Annotated in this window: 17 protein-coding genes and 1 tRNA gene; 7 read left to right on the top strand and 11 right to left on the bottom strand. The window is 62.1% G+C overall.

Annotated elements, in window-relative coordinates:
- The 5 genes from hcnB to lepB all read right to left on the bottom strand — a co-directional run bounded on the left by hcnB (position 1) and on the right by lepB (position 3,301).
- The gene (gene hcnB / locus BLU37_RS17475; protein ID WP_090206997.1) at positions 1 to 1,398 is read right to left on the bottom strand and encodes a cyanide-forming glycine dehydrogenase subunit HcnB; all 1,398 of its coding nucleotides are present in this window, start codon (positions 1,396 to 1,398) and stop codon (positions 1 to 3) included.
- A complete protein-coding gene (hcnA, locus tag BLU37_RS17470; protein ID WP_010445913.1) occupies positions 1,395 to 1,709 on the bottom strand; it encodes a cyanide-forming glycine dehydrogenase subunit HcnA in 315 nt (104 codons plus the stop codon). Before hcnA ends, hcnB begins: the two co-directional genes overlap by 4 nt.
- A gap of 223 nt (positions 1,710 to 1,932) precedes the next feature.
- Positions 1,933 to 2,355, bottom strand: a complete 423-nt coding sequence (locus BLU37_RS17465; protein WP_090206995.1) for a hypothetical protein — start codon at positions 2,353 to 2,355, stop codon at positions 1,933 to 1,935.
- A gap of 93 nt (positions 2,356 to 2,448) precedes the next feature.
- Positions 2,449 to 2,524: transfer RNA gene (locus BLU37_RS17460), tRNA-Asn, on the bottom strand.
- Between the two features lie 108 nt (positions 2,525 to 2,632).
- Positions 2,633 to 3,301 (bottom strand): signal peptidase I, encoded by a 669-nt coding sequence (gene lepB / locus BLU37_RS17455; protein WP_010445910.1) that lies wholly within the window; start codon positions 3,299 to 3,301, stop codon positions 2,633 to 2,635.
- Positions 3,302 to 3,562: 261 nt separating this feature from the next.
- On the opposite strand from lepB, the gene BLU37_RS17450 reads away from it, so the two are divergent.
- Genes BLU37_RS17450 through BLU37_RS17435 form a run of 4 tightly spaced genes read left to right on the top strand, consistent with a single transcriptional unit; the run spans position 3,563 to position 6,555 of the window.
- Positions 3,563 to 4,735 carry a SpoIIE family protein phosphatase gene (locus BLU37_RS17450; protein ID WP_197678410.1) on the top strand — a complete coding sequence of 391 codons (1,173 nt, stop codon included), beginning with the start codon at positions 3,563 to 3,565 and terminating at the stop codon, positions 4,733 to 4,735.
- Positions 4,732 to 5,301, top strand: coding sequence for a SiaB family protein kinase (locus BLU37_RS17445; protein WP_010445906.1), 570 nt, complete (start codon positions 4,732 to 4,734; stop codon positions 5,299 to 5,301). Before BLU37_RS17450 ends, BLU37_RS17445 begins: the two co-directional genes overlap by 4 nt.
- A 19-nt stretch (positions 5,302 to 5,320) precedes the next feature.
- On the top strand, positions 5,321 to 5,710 hold the full coding sequence (locus BLU37_RS17440; protein ID WP_090206992.1) for a DUF1987 domain-containing protein: 390 nt from the start codon (positions 5,321 to 5,323) through the stop codon (positions 5,708 to 5,710).
- A 23-nt stretch (positions 5,711 to 5,733) separates the two neighbouring features.
- Positions 5,734 to 6,555, top strand: a complete 822-nt coding sequence (locus BLU37_RS17435) for a GGDEF domain-containing protein (RefSeq protein ID WP_029534248.1) — start codon at positions 5,734 to 5,736, stop codon at positions 6,553 to 6,555.
- On the opposite strand, the gene BLU37_RS17430 is transcribed toward BLU37_RS17435, so the two are convergent.
- A complete protein-coding gene (locus BLU37_RS17430; RefSeq protein WP_090206989.1) occupies positions 6,534 to 7,859 on the bottom strand; it encodes an OprD family porin in 1,326 nt (441 codons plus the stop codon). The two genes, BLU37_RS17435 and BLU37_RS17430, sit on opposite strands and share 22 nt — an antisense overlap.
- 451 nt (positions 7,860 to 8,310) lie before the next feature.
- The gene (locus tag BLU37_RS17425) at positions 8,311 to 9,507 is read right to left on the bottom strand and encodes an amino acid aminotransferase (RefSeq protein WP_090206986.1); all 1,197 of its coding nucleotides are present in this window, start codon (positions 9,505 to 9,507) and stop codon (positions 8,311 to 8,313) included.
- Positions 9,508 to 9,845: 338 nt separating this feature from the next.
- Between BLU37_RS17425 and uvrB the strand changes: the two genes are divergently transcribed.
- Both uvrB and BLU37_RS17415 read left to right on the top strand, forming a co-directional pair.
- Positions 9,846 to 11,861 (top strand): excinuclease ABC subunit UvrB, encoded by a 2,016-nt coding sequence (gene uvrB / locus BLU37_RS17420; RefSeq protein WP_090206983.1) that lies wholly within the window; start codon positions 9,846 to 9,848, stop codon positions 11,859 to 11,861.
- Between the two features lie 44 nt (positions 11,862 to 11,905).
- A complete protein-coding gene (locus BLU37_RS17415) occupies positions 11,906 to 12,877 on the top strand; it encodes a hypothetical protein (protein ID WP_090206980.1) in 972 nt (323 codons plus the stop codon).
- A gap of 4 nt (positions 12,878 to 12,881) precedes the next feature.
- Here the strand turns inward: BLU37_RS17415 and BLU37_RS17410 are convergent, their stop codons facing one another.
- Positions 12,882 to 13,457 carry a hypothetical protein gene (locus BLU37_RS17410; protein ID WP_090206979.1) on the bottom strand — a complete coding sequence of 192 codons (576 nt, stop codon included), beginning with the start codon at positions 13,455 to 13,457 and terminating at the stop codon, positions 12,882 to 12,884.
- 190 nt (positions 13,458 to 13,647) lie between these two features.
- Positions 13,648 to 14,640 carry a diaminopimelate epimerase gene (locus BLU37_RS17405; protein ID WP_090206972.1) on the bottom strand — a complete coding sequence of 331 codons (993 nt, stop codon included), beginning with the start codon at positions 14,638 to 14,640 and terminating at the stop codon, positions 13,648 to 13,650.
- Between the two features lie 166 nt (positions 14,641 to 14,806).
- Here BLU37_RS17405 and BLU37_RS17400 point away from each other — a divergent pair, with 166 nt between their 5' ends.
- The gene (locus BLU37_RS17400) at positions 14,807 to 15,454 is read left to right on the top strand and encodes a carboxymuconolactone decarboxylase family protein (protein ID WP_090206969.1); all 648 of its coding nucleotides are present in this window, start codon (positions 14,807 to 14,809) and stop codon (positions 15,452 to 15,454) included.
- 35 nt (positions 15,455 to 15,489) lie between these two features.
- On the opposite strand, the gene gudD is transcribed toward BLU37_RS17400, so the two are convergent.
- Together gudD and BLU37_RS17390 are read right to left on the bottom strand one after the other, a co-directional pair.
- Complete coding sequence (gene gudD, locus BLU37_RS17395; protein ID WP_090206966.1) at positions 15,490 to 16,842, bottom strand: glucarate dehydratase; 1,353 nt, start codon at positions 16,840 to 16,842, stop codon at positions 15,490 to 15,492.
- Positions 16,843 to 16,887: 45 nt separating this feature from the next.
- Positions 16,888 to 18,243 carry an MFS transporter gene (locus BLU37_RS17390; protein ID WP_090206964.1) on the bottom strand — a complete coding sequence of 452 codons (1,356 nt, stop codon included), beginning with the start codon at positions 18,241 to 18,243 and terminating at the stop codon, positions 16,888 to 16,890.
- Positions 18,244 to 18,285: the final 42 nt, after the last annotated feature.

The raw sequence follows: 18,285 nt of genomic DNA, 5'->3' as shown, positions 1-18,285 counted from the left end.
TCAGGCGTCCTTGCCCAGTTGTTCGAAGGCGGAAAAAGGAATCGGCTCGATCGGAAAACGTGGCCGCAACCAGCCGACATCGGCGCGGCCGGTGGCGTCCCGCAGGCGGTCACTGCAGTAACCGACACACATCCGCCCCTGGCAATCGCCCATGCTCACACGGGTGCGCATCTTCAGCGAGGCCATGTCCTGCACCCCCTGGGACAGCGCAAGGTCGATGTCGGCACGGGTCGCATGTTCACAGCGGCAGATCACGGTGTCGGGCCTGGCCAGATCGATCTGTCGCGTGCCTCGGCGGGTATAGCGGTCGATACCGGAGCGGAACTTGCGGATCTTCGCCAACTTGTCGAGATAGCTCTGACGCAAGGCCAGAGCTGTCTCGGCATCGAGTACGTCACGCTGCATCAGGATGGAAACGGCGGCGATCCGTCCGGCCAGCATCGCCGCTTCGCCACCGCGAATCCCGCCCATGTCGCCGGCCAGATGAATATGCGGCTCGCTGCTCTGCTGCCAGACATTGGTCTCGGCAAACAGGTAGCCATCAGCATTGAAGGCATGAGCCAGGCCCATCTGCTGGCTGAGCTGGGTCCGTGGAATGAAACCGTAGCCGACCGCCAGCGTCTGGGCCTCAAGCTGATGCGCGCGCGCCAGATCCGGTTGCCAGTCTGCGGAATACGGTGCCAGGGTCACATGGGTCAGTTCGTCTTGCCCCTGTGCCTGGACCACGCCCCAGCCATAGTGCATGGGGATGCCATGTCGCTTCAGGTAGGCGAGCATGCTCAAGCCATCGAGAAACATCTGCGGCTTGTTCAGCAGGGCCAGGCTTTCCCGGGCAATGCGACCAAAGGCGCAGGCCTCGTAGACACCCGCCACCGGCACACCCGCCGCATGCAGTTGGCAGGCCACCAGCGGCAGCAGCGGCCCGGTGCCAGCAATGACCGTCGCGCCCAGCGGCTTGACCACGCCACTCTTGATCTGCAACTGCAGTCCACCCAGCAGCATCACCCCGGGCAGGGTCCAGCCGGGAAACGGCACGTTGCGCTCATGACAACCGGAGGCCAGCAACAGTTGCGGATACTCGACCGAATACAGGGACTCATCGGCATCCAGCGCCATCAGCGTCCGCGCGCCCTCGCCACCGACGATGCGGGTGTTGAGGCGCACATCGACCCGGTCCGCACAGGTGGAGAATTCACCATGCAGTTTTGCCAGGGTCGAACTGTAGCGCGTCCCCAGGTAATCGAGATCGACGCCGCTGCGCAAGGGGCCGCGATAGACCACACCGCCCAGGCGCGAGGCTTCTTCGAACAGCACGCTGGACACCCCGTGGCGGGCCAGCTCGATGGCTGCGGACATACCTGCCGGGCCACCGCCGACAATCACCGGAAGCAGGCTCATAGCACCTCCAGAGCAGCAAACCGGCTGACCCCGGTCTCGATACGCATACCCGGTTTCACCAGGGTCTGGCAGGCCCGGCGTTTGAGCCGGCCATCGATCGATACCAGGCAACTCTGGCACACGCCCATGCCGCAGAAGGCGCCGGCCAGTTGCCCGTGGTCGTTGCGCGAGACCTGGCGCAAGCCCACCGACTGCAACACCGAAAGCACGGTCTCGCCTTCTGCCGCGGGCACATCCTGGCCATTGAGATGGAGGGTCATATCCGCTCGTTGAAGCGGCTGGATATCGTATTTTCGATCCAGGTTCTGCATGTTCTGCATCATCCATGATTGACGTGAGTGGACTACCACCCTGCGCCGGGCACTTCCTGGCCTGGCCGCAACACACATGGGGCGTATGACGGCCACAGAGTGGTGGTTCGCCGCATTGCGGTGAACCGGTGTACATTCACGTTAAGGGGTTGTGCCACGCAAAACCTTGATCCAGGCCACTAAAGGTGAGGATAACCCTACCGGCCGTCAGGTCGCTGAGCGCCTACTCGGCAACCGCCTGCAACAGCCACTCGCCGTCGCGCTCCACGATCAGCCCCGAGGCCATAAGCAGCGGACGCAGGCGGATATGCAGCTCAGGCTTGACGAACTCCTGCACCTTGAACAGATCCAGCAGGCCAGGCACTTCCAGATCGACCTTGAAGAACGACAGCCAGGCCTTTTTCAACGCCAGCAGCACGTCACTCGGGGTGGTTCTGGCGAACTGGCGATTGACCACCTTGCCCAGTTCGAAAGTGTGCTGGAAGGCATAGCCGGTCTCGACACCCGAACTCTCGACGCAGCGCAGGCATTTGCACGGACCGTCGGCGAAGGCCTGGAGCAAAAAGGCATTGAAGTCCATCACGGGTTTGAGGGAGAGCCGCTTGTCCACCTGAAACAGATCATCCTGCTGGGCCATTTCTGCCATGCTGATTTCCTCGACGGTAAGTGACCGCCACTCGCGGCCGCCTGAATTTCGGGCAAAAAAAAACCTGCATCGCTGCAGGTTTTTTCTTCTATCTGGCTCCACAACCTGGACTCGAACCAGGGACCCAATGATTAACAGTCATTTGCTCTACCAACTGAGCTATTGCGGAATGCAAGCTATGTTACTGATATAAAAAGAGAAGTCAACCCCTGATCGGCGAAGCGCCAAACCCTGCGACGTCCCGTTGCGGCGCAACCTCCCCTCGCCACAAACCCCATCAGAGAATCCGCTTGCCGGTACGGTCCAGACGCGGCATCCAATGGCCGAGGATGTCGGCCGATACCACGATGTGATGGGCCCGGCCGATCAGCAGGCGACGTGGGACAAAGCCGATATAGCGCGAGTCGGCACTGTTGTCGCGGTTGTCGCCCAGCATGAAGTAGCTGTCCGCCGGCACGGTGATCGGCCCGAAATCCCGGGCAGCCGCCACGCCACGCAGGAACTGCACGCGACGCTCGCTGTGGTCGGAAACTTCGGTCACCGATACACCGGGAATATTCACCGCATGAGCGCCCGGCTCGGCAATGTCCCGGGCATCGCTGTAGTGCGCCGCCACACCATTGACGAACAGCACTTCGTTGCGCATTTCCAGCACATCGCCCGGCACACCCACCAACCGCTTGATCAGCCGCACGCCATCCTTGGGCGAGGTGAACGTGACCACGTCCCCGCGCTGTGGATTGCCCAGCGCCGCCAGGGAAATATCGCTCAAGGGCAGCTTGAGATCGTAGGCCAACCGATTGACCAGTACCACATCGCCCTCAAGCAGAGTCGGACGCATGGAGCCCGAAGGAATCGGGTTCCAGTCCGCCATGGAAGTCCGGAAGATGCCGAAACACAGGAGAAAGATCAGCAGCCCACGGTTATTGACGATCCAGCGCTTCATGACGACCTCTGAAAGGGATGACGTTTTCATCGATTCTTGTAGCACCCATCTCGGGCCGAGCCAAGTTTCCTGGTTCGGGAACTTCCCCCTGGAACGCCAGTGGCCTGGAGAACCAAACGAGAGATCGTCATACAAGCGTCACATTGGCGAGATAGCGTTGTGCCTTCACTTTGCCCGGCGATTCCCAGCATGCGTGCAGAAAGCTTCTCCTTCATGCGCCCACAACGCTCCAGAGAGCACCGCTGCGCCGGTGATCTGTGCATGGAAATGCCGGCGATCGACTGCAACAGCACCAACGCTCTGGTGATGGAAGCCTTCAGCTCGCAGAAGGAAATGGCCTGCCTGGCGGTGGTGGAGGACACCCGGCCCATCGGCCTGATCAACCGTACGATCTTCCTGTCGATGATGAGCAAGCCGTTTCACCGCGAGCTATACGACAAGAAGAGCTGCATCGCCTTCATGGACAAGGAGCCCTTGATCGTCGATGCCGACATGAGCATCGAGGCGTTGACCTTCAAGACCGTCGAGTCCGGCGAAAAGGCCCTGTCCGACGGTTTTATCGTCACCCGTGACGGTCGCTTCGCCGGATTGGGCAGCGGTCTGCAATTGATGGCGGTGGTGGCCGCCATGCAGGCCGAGAAAAACCGCCAGATCATGCAGAGCATCGAATACGCCAGCGTCATCCAGCGCTCCATGCTGCGTGCCTCGCGGGACACCCTCAAGGCGACCCTGGAAGACGCCGTCCTGCTGTGGGAACCGCGGGATGTCGTCGGCGGCGACTTCTACCATTTCTGCGCCTACCCCGATGGCTGGTTCGGCGCAATCGCCGACTGCACCGGCCACGGCGTGCCCGGCGCCTTCATGACCCTGATCGCCTCCTCGTCGCTGACCCAGGCCCTGGCGCGGCTTGGCCCGCGCGACCCCGGCGCGCTGCTGGCGGCGGTGAACCGCAGCGTCAAGGAGCTGCTGGGACAGGTGCACAGCAGCGATGGCACCCCCGAATCCGACGATGGCCTGGACGCCGCGTTCCTCTGGTTCGACAACGCCAGCCAGACCCTGAGCTTCGCCGGCGCACGCATGGCGCTGCACGTCCTGCCGGCCGCCGCCGAGCAGATGGAAACCCTGGCGGGGCAACGGGTCGGTGTCGGCTATGTGGACAGCGCCATCGACTATCAATGGCCGGTGAGCCGCATCACATTGGCACCGGCCAGCCTGGTGTTCATCGCCACCGACGGCCTCACCGACCAGATCGGCGGCCCGCGCCAGATCGCCTTCGGCAAGAGCAAGGCGTTCAACACGATAGTGGAACACCGTCATCAGCCGGCGACCGTCATCTGCGAAGCCCTGCAACGCACGCTGGCCAATTGGCAAGGAGAGCAGGCACGGCGTGACGACCTCACCCTTTTCTGTGCGCGTCTTGGAAACGAACCATGATCAATTCGAATGCTGCCCACCCCGATTACCACTTCTTCGACCTGGCACAACAGCGCAATGTGATTTTCTATCACATGGGCTATTTCTCCCACACCATCGTCAGCGCGATGGCCGAGGTGGTCCGGCTGCAACTGGAGATTTCCGGAGTGAACGGACCGACGCGGCGCAAGCTGTTTTCGTCGTTCGTGGAGCTGTCCCAGAACATCATTCACTACTCCTCCGATTCGCTGCCAGAAGAACCCGGCGAAGAGTCGGCGTTGCGCCAGGGCGCGGTGTGCATCAGCCGTGAAGGCGACCGCCACCTGATGCTCTGCGCCAACCCCATCGCCACCCGTGATGTCGAGCGTCTGCGGGCCAAGCTGGAACCGCTGCGCAACATGTCACTGGAAGAGATCAAGCAGGCCTACAAGGTCACCCTGCGCGCGGAAACTCCGGTGGAAAGCAAGGGCGCGGGCCTCGGTTTCCTGACCATGGCGCGCGACGCCAGCGCGCCGCTGGAGTTCGACTTCTACCCACGAGCGGACGAGCCGGAAACCACGCTGTTCTGCCTTAAAGCAACTATCTGATTAGAGTGACGCAATCGCCATGGATAATTTCTACATTGAAGCAACCGCCACCTCACCGGAAGTCGACTTTCGTTTCGATCAGAACCTGCTGACGATCAAGGGCGAGTCCTATCCGGAAAATGCCGCTGCCTTCTATGCTCCCGTCCTCCAGCAACTGCGCGCTTACCTCGAGTCCAGCGAGGACACCACCATTACCATCCACATCGCGCTGGCGTACTTCAACAGTTCCAGCACCAAGATGCTGTTCAGCATCTTCGACGCACTCGACAAGGCAGCCCAATCGGGCAACGAGATGCAGGTGAACTGGTACCACGATGAAGAAGACGAGACCATCTTCGAATTCGGTGAAGAACTGAAGGCCGATTTCACCGCGATCGTCTTCAACGACCACGCCACTACCCTCCAGTGACTCGTTAAAGAAGGATGATGAGCATGACCGCTTCAGTCACTCGCGTCGGTATACAGGCACAGGATGAGGCCGTACCCGACCTGTTCCGCAGCGAAACTGACGCCCTCGAACACGCCCGTTCGATCCTCGCCCTGACTGAAGCCGGCGCGCCGGTTTACCAGCAGGCACTCGCCGACCTGACCGTTCACTTTGAACGCCTGATGCGCGAGACACGACGACTGATCAGGCGCAGCGACCGCGCCGAACGAGAGATGAATACGCTCAACGCCCAGTTGCAGACCCTGGCGAGCCAGCTCGAATACCGCGCCACCCACGACGCCCTCACCGGCGTGCTGAATCGCGGCGCAGTCATCGACCTGACCGTAGAGGCCCTGCACAAAACCGGAGCGGTGATGGTGGTGCTGGACATCGACCACTTCAAGCACATCAACGACGAGTTTGGCCATCCCGCCGGTGATGCAGTGATCCAGGGAATCGTCGACTGCCTGCGACAGATCGTCGGTAACGCCGGGTTCATCGGCCGCGTGGGTGGCGAGGAATTTACCGTGCTGATGCCCGCCGGTACGCTCGAGGCCGGTCTGGCCTTGGCCGAAAATCTGCGTGCAGCGATTGCCGCGCATGTCTTCGGTCCCCCCGTGAACCGGCAGATCACCGCAAGCTTCGGCGTCAGTGCCAGCCCTCTGGGCACCAGTTTCGACTGCGCCTATGGCCAGGCGGATGCGGCGTTGTACCAGGCCAAGCGCGCGGGCAGGAACCGCGTGGAAGCGGCGCGAACGGACGCGCCGCAGCCTGCGGGAGAAGGCCCCCTTCTCCCGCCCACGGATCAGAAGATCGAGATCGGATAATCGGCGATCAGCCGCAGCTCATTGTTGTTGCCTTCGGCCTGGTCGGCATTGCCCCGGTGGAACGACTGGCGCAGGCGCAGGGACAGATCCTTGGCCGGCCCTCCCTGCACCACGTACTTGGCCTCGACATCGGTTTCATGGTGCTCGCCATCGGCCCCGTAGCCATAGGCCCGATACGGGCTGTCAGCAGCCATTTTGGTGCCATCAATGTCATCACCGTGGATGTAGCGGGTCATGAAACTCAGGCCCGGCACCCCGTAGCTCTTCATGTTCAAGTCATAGCGCGCCTGCCAGGATTTCTCGCCCGGACCGTTGAAGTCCGAGTACTGCACCGAGTTCGCCAGCAGGATCGAATCGCCGCCGTCACCGGGGCCGTTGGTACCGAAGCCGACATAGTCGAACGGCGTATCGCCGTGCACCTTCTGGAAGGCCAGGGTCACCGTGTGGGCCGTCAGGAAGGTGTAGGCGGTGGCAAAGGAGAACGTGGTGTTGTTGATCGCTCCGGCCTTGGCCTGGCCCTCGTCAAGGGTACGATAGAGGTTGAAGTCGAAGTTCAGCGACTGCCCCGGCGAGAGCGGCAAGGTGTAGTTGCCGTTGGTGTAGTACTGGCGCCAGATGTCCTGGAACTCCGAACCGTAGAGGGTGAAGTTCAGGTTGTCGGTGACGCTGTACTTGCCACCCACGTAGCTGACCGCGTTGGTCGGCACGTTGGCGTAAGTGGCGTACAGGTCATGATCGTGACTGGTGCTGACTACCCCTGTGCCGCTGGTGAAGTGGCCGGCCTCCAGGTCCAGTCCCTTGATCTCGCTGCTGAGCAGGTCGAAACCGGTGGCGGTTTCCGGGATCAGCCGGGTGCCGCCAGCGGCGAATACCGGCGCGGTTGGCTGCATGTCGCCGTAGCGCAGCTCGGTCTTGGAAACCCGCAGCTTGAGCGCGGCACCGGCCTTGGCATAGTCATCCTCGGGCGAGCCGTCGCGGCCTGTCGGCAGGTTGCCGGTGCCTGCGGTGCCAGGGCCGCCATCGAGCTTGATGCCCCAGTAGCCGAAGGCATCCACGCCGAAACCGACGGTGCCCTGGGTAAAGCCGGAGCTGTAGTTACCGAATATGCCCTGGGTCCAGTCCTTGAGGTCGGACTTGCCATCCTTGCGATCACGGTCGAAGTACTGGTTCTTCAGGTGCAGGTTGAGGCTGCTGCCCTCGACGAAACCCTTGGCGTCGCCCTGGTCGGTGATGGAGTCCGCCATCGCGACCTGGGCCAGCCCCAGCGATACCGCCAGTGTAAGCAAGTTGATCTTTACCGACATCGTTATTATCCCCTGGTTAATGAAGTTTCACTCTTTTCTTGGTACGAACGACAACGCACACGCCGTCATCCGCGCGGAGAGTGGAAACCTGATGCATTGAAAATGGCAGAGTGACCCGAAGGCCAAGGACAACTTTCACACGTGCAGAAGCGGGGATCTGGCCGGGCCTTGCCTGTCGCGCTCCGAGGCTTTCCCTGTAGGCGTTTGCGATAGAAACCGGAACATTTCAGGCCACCGACCAGAGGCCTCTATTGTTATTCTTTACTGCCGGTTTCTATATATAGTTTTCTATTGGACTGAACCATGTTCGAAGAGTTAATTAGCCATGAAAGATTGTTCATCGATAATTAACTCGACGCAGCAATGTGTTCAGGACGGGACAGACAAATAAAAAAGCCCGCATCGCTGCGGGCTTCTTCACATCCAGATCAGCAGAGAATCTGCCGCCAGATCAGATCACCTGAACAATGGCCTTGACCACAGTCTCGATGTTGCGCTGGTTCAACGAGGCCACACAGATCCGCCCAGTATCCAGGGCATAGATACCAAACTCGTTCTTCAACCGCGCTACCTGCTCCACCGTCAGACCCGAGTAGGAGAACATCCCACGCTGACGACCGACAAAGCTGAAGTCCCGCTTGGCGCCATGCTGGGCCAGCAGCTCGACCATCTGCATGCGCATGTCACGGATGCGATCACGCATCTCACCCAGCTCCGCTTCCCACTGGGCGCGCAACTCAGGGCTGTTCAGCACGGTCGCCACGATAGTCGCACCGTGGGTCGGCGGGTTGGAATAGTTGGTCCGGATCACGCGCTTGACCTGGGACAGGACGCGGGCAGTTTCTTCCTTCGACTCACTGACGATCGACAGCGCCCCCACACGCTCGCCGTACAGCGAGAACGACTTGGAGAACGAGCTGGAAACGAAGAAGGTCAGGCCCGACTCGGCGAACAGGCGCACAGCGGCGGCGTCCTCGTGAATACCAGCGCCAAAGCCCTGGTAGGCCATGTCGAGGAACGGCACCAGGTCCTTGGACTTGACCACGTCCAGCACGTCCTGCCAGTCGGCCGGAGTCAGGTCGACACCGGTCGGGTTATGGCAGCAGGCGTGCAGCACGACGATGGACTTGGCGGGCAGTGCGTTGAGGTCTTCCAGCAGGCCGGCACGGTTCACGCCGTTGCTGGCGGCATCGTAGTAGCGATAGTTACGCACCGGGAAACCTGCGGTTTCGAACAGCGCGCGGTGGTTTTCCCAGCTCGGGTCGCTGATCGCCACGGTGGCGTTGGGCAGCAGTTGCTTGAGGAAGTCGGCACCGATCTTCAGTGCACCCGTCCCACCGACCGCCTGGGTAGTGAGCACACGACCCGCCGCGATCAACGGCGAATCCTGACCGAACAGCAGGGTTTGCACGGCCTTGTCGTAGGCCGCGATACCGTCGATCGGCAGATAACCACGGGAAGCATGCTGAGCCGCGCGCTGGGTTTCGGCTTCGACAACGGCACGCAACAGTGGAATCTTGCCACTTTCGTCACAGTAGACACCCACGCCCAAGTTTACCTTGTCGGTACGGGTATCGGCATTGAATGCTTCGTTGAGACCCAGGATAGGATCGCGTGGTGCCATTTCGACAGCGGAGAACAGGCTCATTATTGCGTCGGCTCTGAATGGAGGATGGTCGGGGGGTGACAGCGCTCCAGCCGATTGCACTAGAGCGGTGCACAAACGGGGAGCTAGTATAGAGGCCATCACCGACGAGGGCGACCGGCTATCGTCGGATTCCGACAAGTTTTTTTGATTTATTTTACGCCGATCGTCGAAATGCAACCTTCGCGTCCGACAGGCGTCTGCCTTGAAAGCGATCAGACGAAACACCACATCCAGGCTTATGATGCTTTCTTCCCCGACATGCCGTCGTGGGCGATCTTTCTCGTTGCTGCGCGGCCCGCCGGGCAGCAGTGCCCGCGAGGCACGTCAAGAGGTACGTTATGTCCCAATTCCAGCTCGTCACCCGCTTCCAGCCCGCCGGCGACCAGCCCGAGGCAATCCGCCAGATGGTCGAAGGCATCGAGGCAGGACTGGCCCACCAGACGCTGCTCGGGGTGACCGGCTCGGGCAAGACCTTCAGCATCGCCAACGTGATCGCCCAGGTCCAGCGCCCCACCCTGGTGCTGGCACCGAACAAGACCCTCGCCGCGCAGCTGTACGGCGAATTCAAGTCGTTCTTCCCGAACAACGCTGTCGAGTACTTCGTTTCCTACTACGACTACTATCAGCCGGAAGCCTACGTGCCCTCCTCCGATACGTTCATCGAGAAGGACGCATCGATCAACGACCATATCGAGCAGATGCGCCTGTCGGCGACCAAGGCCCTGCTCGAACGCAAGGACGCCATCATCGTCACCACGGTGTCCTGCATCTATGGCCTGGGCAGCCCGGAGACCTACCTGAAGATGGTCCTGCACGTGGACCGCGGCGACAAACTCGACCAGCGCGCCCTGCTGCGCCGCCTGGCTGACCTGCAGTACACCCGCAACGACATGGACTTCGCCCGCGCCACCTTCCGGGTGCGCGGCGATGTGATCGACATCTACCCGGCCGAATCCGACCTCGAGGCGATCCGCATCGAACTGTTCGATGACGAAGTCGAAAGCCTGTCGGCCTTCGACCCGCTGACCGGCGAAGTGATCCGCAAGCTGCCGCGTTTCACCTTCTACCCCAAGAGCCACTATGTGACACCCCGGGAAACCCTGCTCGAAGCGGTCGATGGGATCAAGGAGGAACTGCAGGAACGCCTCGAGTACCTGCGCAGCAATAACAAGCTGGTGGAGGCCCAGCGGCTGGAGCAACGCACCCGCTTCGATCTGGAGATGATCCTCGAACTGGGTTACTGCAACGGTATCGAAAACTACTCGCGCTACCTCTCCGGACGGGACTCCGGCGCCCCGCCGCCGACCCTCTACGACTATCTGCCGGCCGACGCCTTGCTGGTGATCGACGAGTCCCACGTCAGCGTTCCGCAGGTCGGCGCGATGTACAAGGGCGACCGCTCGCGCAAGGAAACCCTAGTGGAATACGGCTTCCGCCTGCCCTCGGCGCTGGACAACCGGCCCATGCGTTTCGATGAATGGGAAGCAGTGAGCCCGCAAACCATTTTCGTCTCGGCAACGCCCGGCAACTACGAGGCCGAACACGCCGGTCGGGTGGTCGAACAGGTGGTCCGCCCCACCGGTCTGGTGGACCCGCAGATCGAGGTCCGGCCGGCGCTGACCCAGGTCGACGACCTACTCTCGGAAATCAACAAGCGGGTGGCGATCGAGGAACGCGTGCTGGTCACCACCCTGACCAAGCGCATGGCCGAAGACCTGACCGACTACCTCGCCGACCACGGCGTCCGGGTGCGCTACCTGCACTCGGACATCGACACCGTGGAACGGGTGGAAATCATCCGCGACCTGCGCCTGGGTACTTTCGATGTGCTGGTGGGCATCAACCTGCTGCGCGAAGGCCTGGACATGCCCGAAGTATCGCTGGTGGCGATTCTCGACGCGGACAAGGAAGGTTTCCTGCGCTCCGAACGTTCGCTGATCCAGACCATCGGCCGCGCCGCGCGTAACCTCAACGGTCGCGCGATTCTCTACGCCGACAACATGACCGGTTCGATGCAACGGGCGATTGGCGAAACCGAACGGCGTCGTAACAAGCAGATCGCCTTTAACGAAGCCAACGGCATCACCCCCAAGGGCGTGTTCAAGGATGTCGCCGATATCATGGAAGGCGCCACCGTGCCCGGTTCGCGCAGCAAGAAGCGCAAGGGCATGGCCAAGGCCGCCGAGGAAAACGCCCGCTACGAAAACGAACTGCGCTCGCCGAGCGAGATCACCAAACGCATTCGCCAACTGGAAGAAAAGATGTACCAACTGGCCCGCGATCTGGAGTTCGAGGCAGCCGCACAGATGCGCGACGAAATCGCCAAGCTGCGTGAGCGCCTGTTGAACGTCTAGCCCTCAGCCGAGAATGCCCGATATCAGCCGCCGATGGACCGAGCATGAAATTCGACAAAGCCTATTGCGTCAGCCTGGACGAGAAACTGACGATCTATGACGTTCGCGACCTGAACTTCGATGAAACCGTGGCCTTCGACTCGGCCACGCAAACCTTTCAGTGTCCCAACGATGCCTGTCGCAACGCGTTCGACGCGGGCAATCACCTGACCACCTACAATGCCCGGCGGGTGCGTTTCAAGCGCACGCCACACTTCAAGAACACCCCCAACACCCGGCACCTGGCGGACTGCCCCTACCTCAGCCCGGAAACCGCACCCGAGACACTCGACCCGGACCAGTCGCCGGGCGAGGCCGAAGGCGAGCAGAATTTCCCGGTGGAACTGCTGCTGAACCGTCGCGTGTACAACCGCAGGCAGGCCGTACCGGAAGCGGCCGATCTGCCGGCGGCAGCGCAAGTGGCACGCCCTGCCACCGACACCGGCCCCCACCACAGCCCCAGAACCGCGCCGACCCGCACCAGCGTGTTCGCCCATCCGGTGGAGTGCTTTGTCTCCAACTTTGCCAACAAGGACCTGCTCAAGCGCATGCCGCTGACCATCAGCGACGTGAGCCTGAACTACAACGCCTTCTTCAAGAAAGTCGAGTACTGCCAGGACCGCCAGGGGCTGATCTACTGGGGCAGGATCAAGGAAATCAAGGACTACAAGAGCAGCTTCAGCGTGGTCTTCGACAAGCCGGTCTGGGCCGACCGCAAGCGCTATTCAGTGAATGTCTACCTGAGCAAGAGCCTGATCGAAAACTATCGCCAGCGCACGGCGTTCCTTGAGGAAATCAAGAGCGTGATCGACCAGGCCGATGACCACCTGTACTGTTTTTTCTACGGGGTCACACCGGAACTGAAAGAGGTGCCGAGCAAGAAGAACCCGGAGCAGACCTTCAGCGTCTTCAGTTGTGAAATCGAGAATCTGGACCATTTCCTGATTCGCCAGGCGCCCGACCTCGAAACCCTGTAGCGGTTTACTCGGCCGAGGCCGGACGTGCGACCGGAGCACCCGCCCATTGATAGGTCTTGTGGGCAGCGCAACGACTGTCGGCGGCCTTGGAGCGGTCGAAGATGAACTCGAAGGTCACCGCGCCCTGATAGTCGGTCCGCACGATCCGGTTGATGTCCAGCAGGTGCCAATTGCCATCCTGCTTGAGTGAGTCCGGCGAACTGTAGACATCGTTGCCCCTGACCACGCCCTGACGGTTCACCGTGTCCAGATGGAAATTGATGTTGGCCTTGTCACCACCGCCCTGGCCACCGCTGCGCACGATCCGATACCTCACCGCGCTGACATCGAAATAGGCCGAACCACCGGCGGCGGCGAAGGCCACGCGCGACTCCAACTCACCCCTGAAGCGTCCGACCGAACAGGAAAAATAATCGGTACGGGTTCCGCCCAACACTTCCGCCGGAGACGGCTCGACCCCGTCGGGGGCCGTGGAGGACGCGGCGATAGGCTCATCACCCGTTTGCGCCCCGTTGACTACTGCCGCAAACACCAGTCCCGCACACAACACCATACCGCACACACCTTTGAGCGCTTTCATCACAAATTCCATTTGATCGGGTTGAGAATCCGGGCCCGTTCTTGTGGCCCGGTCCGGGACCGGCCGTCATCGGCTGGCGGCCCCGTCGATTCATCAAGCCAAAAAGCACCTTGGGCGGACAAGGGCGCAACGCCCCGACAACGAGAGAGGCGAATCCGAACAACGCGTCAGCGGTGTTTTGTCGTGACGATCAGACCTGGCGCCGGGCAGCACCAAACAGGTGGACACTCTGCAGTTCACCCGCCTGCTCCACCAGGCGAATCGGCGCGGTACCTCCCGGCATTTCGACCCGAACCTCGCCGGCGTCGACCCAACCGACCCGCCACGCGGCGCAGGCCACCGCGCTGGCACTGGTACCCGACGAAGCCGTCGGCCCTTCGCCCCGCTCGAACACCCGCGCCTGCAGATGCCCCGGCGCCTGAAGCGTCGCCCACTGCAGATTGATCCCGGCCGGACAGGGCTCGCCTTCGCCCACTGGCGCTGCAAAGGCAATCGCGGTCAACCCCGATTCCAATAGCGTCTCCAGCATCTGCGCGTTGCTCGGCAATGCCGAAACAGTCTCGACCAGGGTCACGCAATGAGGATTGCCGACCCTTACGAATTGGCTGTGTTGCCAGGCGTCATTCAAGCGCACCAGAGGGGCCACACGACTCAGTGGGCGTCCATTCAATTCGCTGTCCCCGGTGCCGAAGGCGGCAACCGCTGCGGGACCGAACTGCGGCGTGCCCAGTGCCAGCCAGAATCCCGGCTGCCCCTCGACCTGCGCTGGCTCCACCACCGTGGCGACGGGAGAAACGCCACCCGGCTGATCGTGATGGACCCGCAACAGGCTGCTGCCCTGCGCCGATAGCAGCCCCTGCTCACTCAATGCCTGGGAAAAGATCGTCAGGCCGTTGCCACTGCGCTCGGCCAGGGTGCCATCGGTATTGACGATCAACAGGTCGAACGGCGCCGACGACTGGAACGGCCCGACCAGCAACCCATCGGAGCGGTGGTGCTTGCCGCCTCGCCCCGGCTCCTCCCCGGCCCAACCGCAAAGTGCCTCGACCGCCGCGAGGGACCAGTCGCGACGGCGCAACGCCGCCTGTGCGGCATCCGCCGGCACCTCAAGCCCGAGGCCACGCAGTTCGTCCGGGCTCGCCACCGCATAGATATTCCCGCGCGCATCATAAAACGTCGCCATGGTCCCGCTCCGATCCGTTCTGGCAAAGCCACCACTCTAGCCTCGATTCCTGCGGGGAAAAACACCTGCGCGGTAGCATTTTCCAGCGGATTGACTAGGCTGCCAGCTGTCGATGTCCTGCTGTCGTCGACGAGCGAAGTTTTCCTCGATCGCCCATGGAGACAGCATGAACAACAACGACCCGATGGCCGAGCTCTACCGCGAAGGCCGCAAGCAATTCATCGAATTAGTCCCCGACGGCGGCGCCCGCCTCGATGCGCTGTTTCACACCACACCCGCTCTGGGTGAACTGGCCGTCGGCGTGGTCTACGGCCATCTGCACCAGCGCCCCGGCCTCGATCCCCGATTGCGGGAAGCCGCGACCTTCGCCGCCATCGTTGCCGCCGGCATGGTCGGCCCGCCCCTGAGTGTGCATTTCAAGACCGGCCTGGCCTCGGGCCTGGCGCCCGGCGAGTACACCGAGCTGCTGTTGCAGGCCTCGGCCTTCACCGGCTTTCCGCGCGCCGTGACCACCGCCGACCGGCTCAACCAGTTGTTCGCCGATGCCGGGATGACTTCGCCACCAGCACCGGCGCCGCGTGCCGTGGTACTGGATTTCTGCGAGGCGGTTCGGGCCAACCGAGACCACTTTCCGGTCTCGCCCCAGGTGAGTGTGCTGCTGCGCCCGCCCCATCACCTGCAGGCCACCACCACGGCGGCGAATCAGGTGCTGGTGGAGAGTTACCAGAAAGGTCATCCGCTGCCACGGGGTGTACTGCTGGTGCGCGTCGACGGCGAGCAGATCGTCGCCGTGACGCTGTACAGTCCCGCCTAGAGGCCTGCGGAGAAATCCGTACAGGCCTCTGGCAATCAGCGCACCAGGCAGGGCCGCTTGTTATCGAACGACCAGCCCGGAATCAGGAATTGCATCGCCACGCTGTCGTCCCGGGCGCCGAGGCCCATGTTGCGGTAGCACTCATGGGCGCGGGCCACTGCGTCCATGTCCAGCTCGATCCCCAGTCCCGGCTTCTGCGGCACCTGGATGAAACCGTCGACGATCTGCAACGGCTCGCGGGTCAGACCCTGGCCGTCCTGCCAGATCCAGTGGGTGTCGATGGCGGTGATCTCGCCCGGTGCCGCCGCCGCAACATGGGTGAACATCGCCAGAGAGATGTCGAAGTGGTTGTTCGAATGCGATCCCCAGGTCAGGCCCCATTCATGGCACATCTGCGCCACCCGGACCGAGCCCTGCATGGTCCAGAAATGCGGGTCGGCCAGGGGAATATCGACCGCCTGCAACTGGATCGCATGGCCCATTTCCCGCCAGTCGGTGGCGATCATGTTGGTCGCCGTCGGCAGTCCCGTGGCACGGCGGAATTCGGCCATGACCTCACGCCCCGAATAACCGTTTTCGGCACCGCAAGGGTCCTCGGCATAGGCCAATACCTGATGCTGGTCACGGCACAGGGCAATCGCTTGCTTGAGCGACCAGGCGCCATTCGGATCAAGGGTAATGCGCGCCTGGGGAAACCGCTCTGCCAGAGCGGTCACCGCTTCTATCTCGCGCGCACCGTCGAGCACGCCGCCCTTGAGCTTGAAGTCATTGAAGCCATAACGCGCCTGGGCAGCCTCGGCCAGACGGACAATCGCCTGCGGCGTCATCGCCTCTTCGTGACGCAGGCGGAACCAGGCATCCTCGGCTTCGGCCTCATTGCGGTAGGCCAGGTTGGTCCGCTGCCGGTCGCCGATGTAGAACAGGTAGCCGAGCACCTTGACCGCATCGCGCTGCTGGCCTTCACCGAGCAATGCAGCCACCGGCACCCCGAGGAACTGGCCGAGCAGATCGAGCAATGCCGCCTCCAGCGCGGTCACCGCATGGATGGTGATACGCAGGTCGAAGGTCTGTTGCCCACGGCCGCCGGCATCGCGATCGGCAAAGGTCTGGCGGACCTGGTTGAGCAGTTTCTGGTAGTTACCGATGGACTGGCCCAGCAGCAGGCCACGGGCGTCCTCCAGCGTCGCGCGAATCCGCTCGCCGCCCGGCACTTCACCGACGCCGGTGCGGCCACTGCTGTCGGTGATGATGACGATGTTGCGGGTGAAGAACGGACCGTGGGCGCCACTCAGATTGAGCAGCATGCTGTCATGGCCGGCCACCGGGATGACCTGAAAGCCGCTGATGACCGGGGTTTGGCCGGCAGTGCCGAGCGTCTGTGCATTCATGTTGAGTACCTGTCTGGCAAAACGGTCGCTTGGAAAAAATGTCGTTCAACGGGATGAGTTCAGTGCCGGGTCGACGCTCTCCGGCAGGCGTTGCCCGGGGGCGGGCTGGGTGCGGGCATAGAACACCAGAATGGCCGCGATGACCGAGGTCGCCGCCAGGCCATAGAGGCCGCCCTGGATCGAGCCGGTCTTTTGTTCCAGCAGACCGAAGGTGGCCGGGGCGACGAAGCCACCGAGGTTGCCGATGGAGTTGATCAGGGCGATCACCGCCGCCGCAATGCGCGCATCCAGATAAGCCTGGGGAATCGGCCAGAACAGCGATGAGGCGGACTTGAACCCGATGGCCGCGAAACACACCGCGACGAAGGCAAACACCGGCCCGCCGGTGGTGGACATGAACATCCCGACCGCTGCCACCAGCAGCGCCGTGGCGACCCACGCCTGTTGGTATTTCCATTTGCCCGAGGCTGCCGCGAAGGCGTACATGGCGATGATCGAGATCAGCCAGGGAATGGAATTGAAGAAACCCACCTGCACGTCGCTCAGATCCCCCATCTTCTTGATGATGCTCGGCAGCCAGAAGGTCGCGGCATAGATCGTCAGTTGGATGCAGAAATACAGCAGGCAGAACAGCAGGATCTGCCGGTCCTTGAGCAGGCTCCAGATCGACGGCTTGACCGGCATCGAGGCCTCGCGGGCACGCTGCTCGTCGTCGATCGCCTGCACCAGCACATCCTGTTCGGCACGGTTCAGCCATTGAGCGTCGCGCGGCGTGGAATCGAGCCAGAACCAGGTGAAGCCGCAGAGCACCACCGACGCCAATCCCTCGATGATGAACATCCACTGCCAGCCGTGCCAGTCCAGTCCCTCGATCTGCAACAGGGCGCCGGACAGCGGCCCGGAAATCAGCGAGGCCAGTGCCGAACCACTGAGGAAGATCGCGATGGCCTTGCCCCGCTCCACCCCCGGCAACCAGCGCGTGAAGTAATAGATCACCCCCGGGAAAAACCCGGCCTCGGCGATCCCGAGCAGAAAACGCAGGATGTAGAAATGGGTTTCGTTCTGGACGAAGGCCATGGCCGTGGCGACCAGCCCCCAGGTGAACATGATACGGGTCAGCCAGAGCCGCGCCCCGACCTTCTGCAAGAGGATGTTGGAAGGCACCTCGAACAGGGCATAACCGATGAAGAACAACCCGGCACCAAACCCATAGGCGGCGGCGCCGATGCCCAAGTCGTGCTCCAGGTGCGTGCGGACGAAGCCGATGTTGACCCGGTCGATGTAATTGACGATGAACATGATGACGAACAGCGGCAGGACATGGCGCTTGACCTTCGCCACGGCAACGGCCAGCAATGAAGCGTGTTCCGCTGATGCGGACGGATCGGGGGTGTGGTTCACGACGGTCTCCCACGGATTATTTTTGTGTGCGGGGTGCTGGTC

It is taken from the genome of Pseudomonas asplenii (assembly GCF_900105475.1).
Lineage (GTDB): Bacteria > Pseudomonadota > Gammaproteobacteria > Pseudomonadales > Pseudomonadaceae > Aquipseudomonas > Aquipseudomonas asplenii.
Note: the sequence above shows the minus strand (reverse complement) of the source record. Positions and strands in the feature narration are given on the sequence as shown.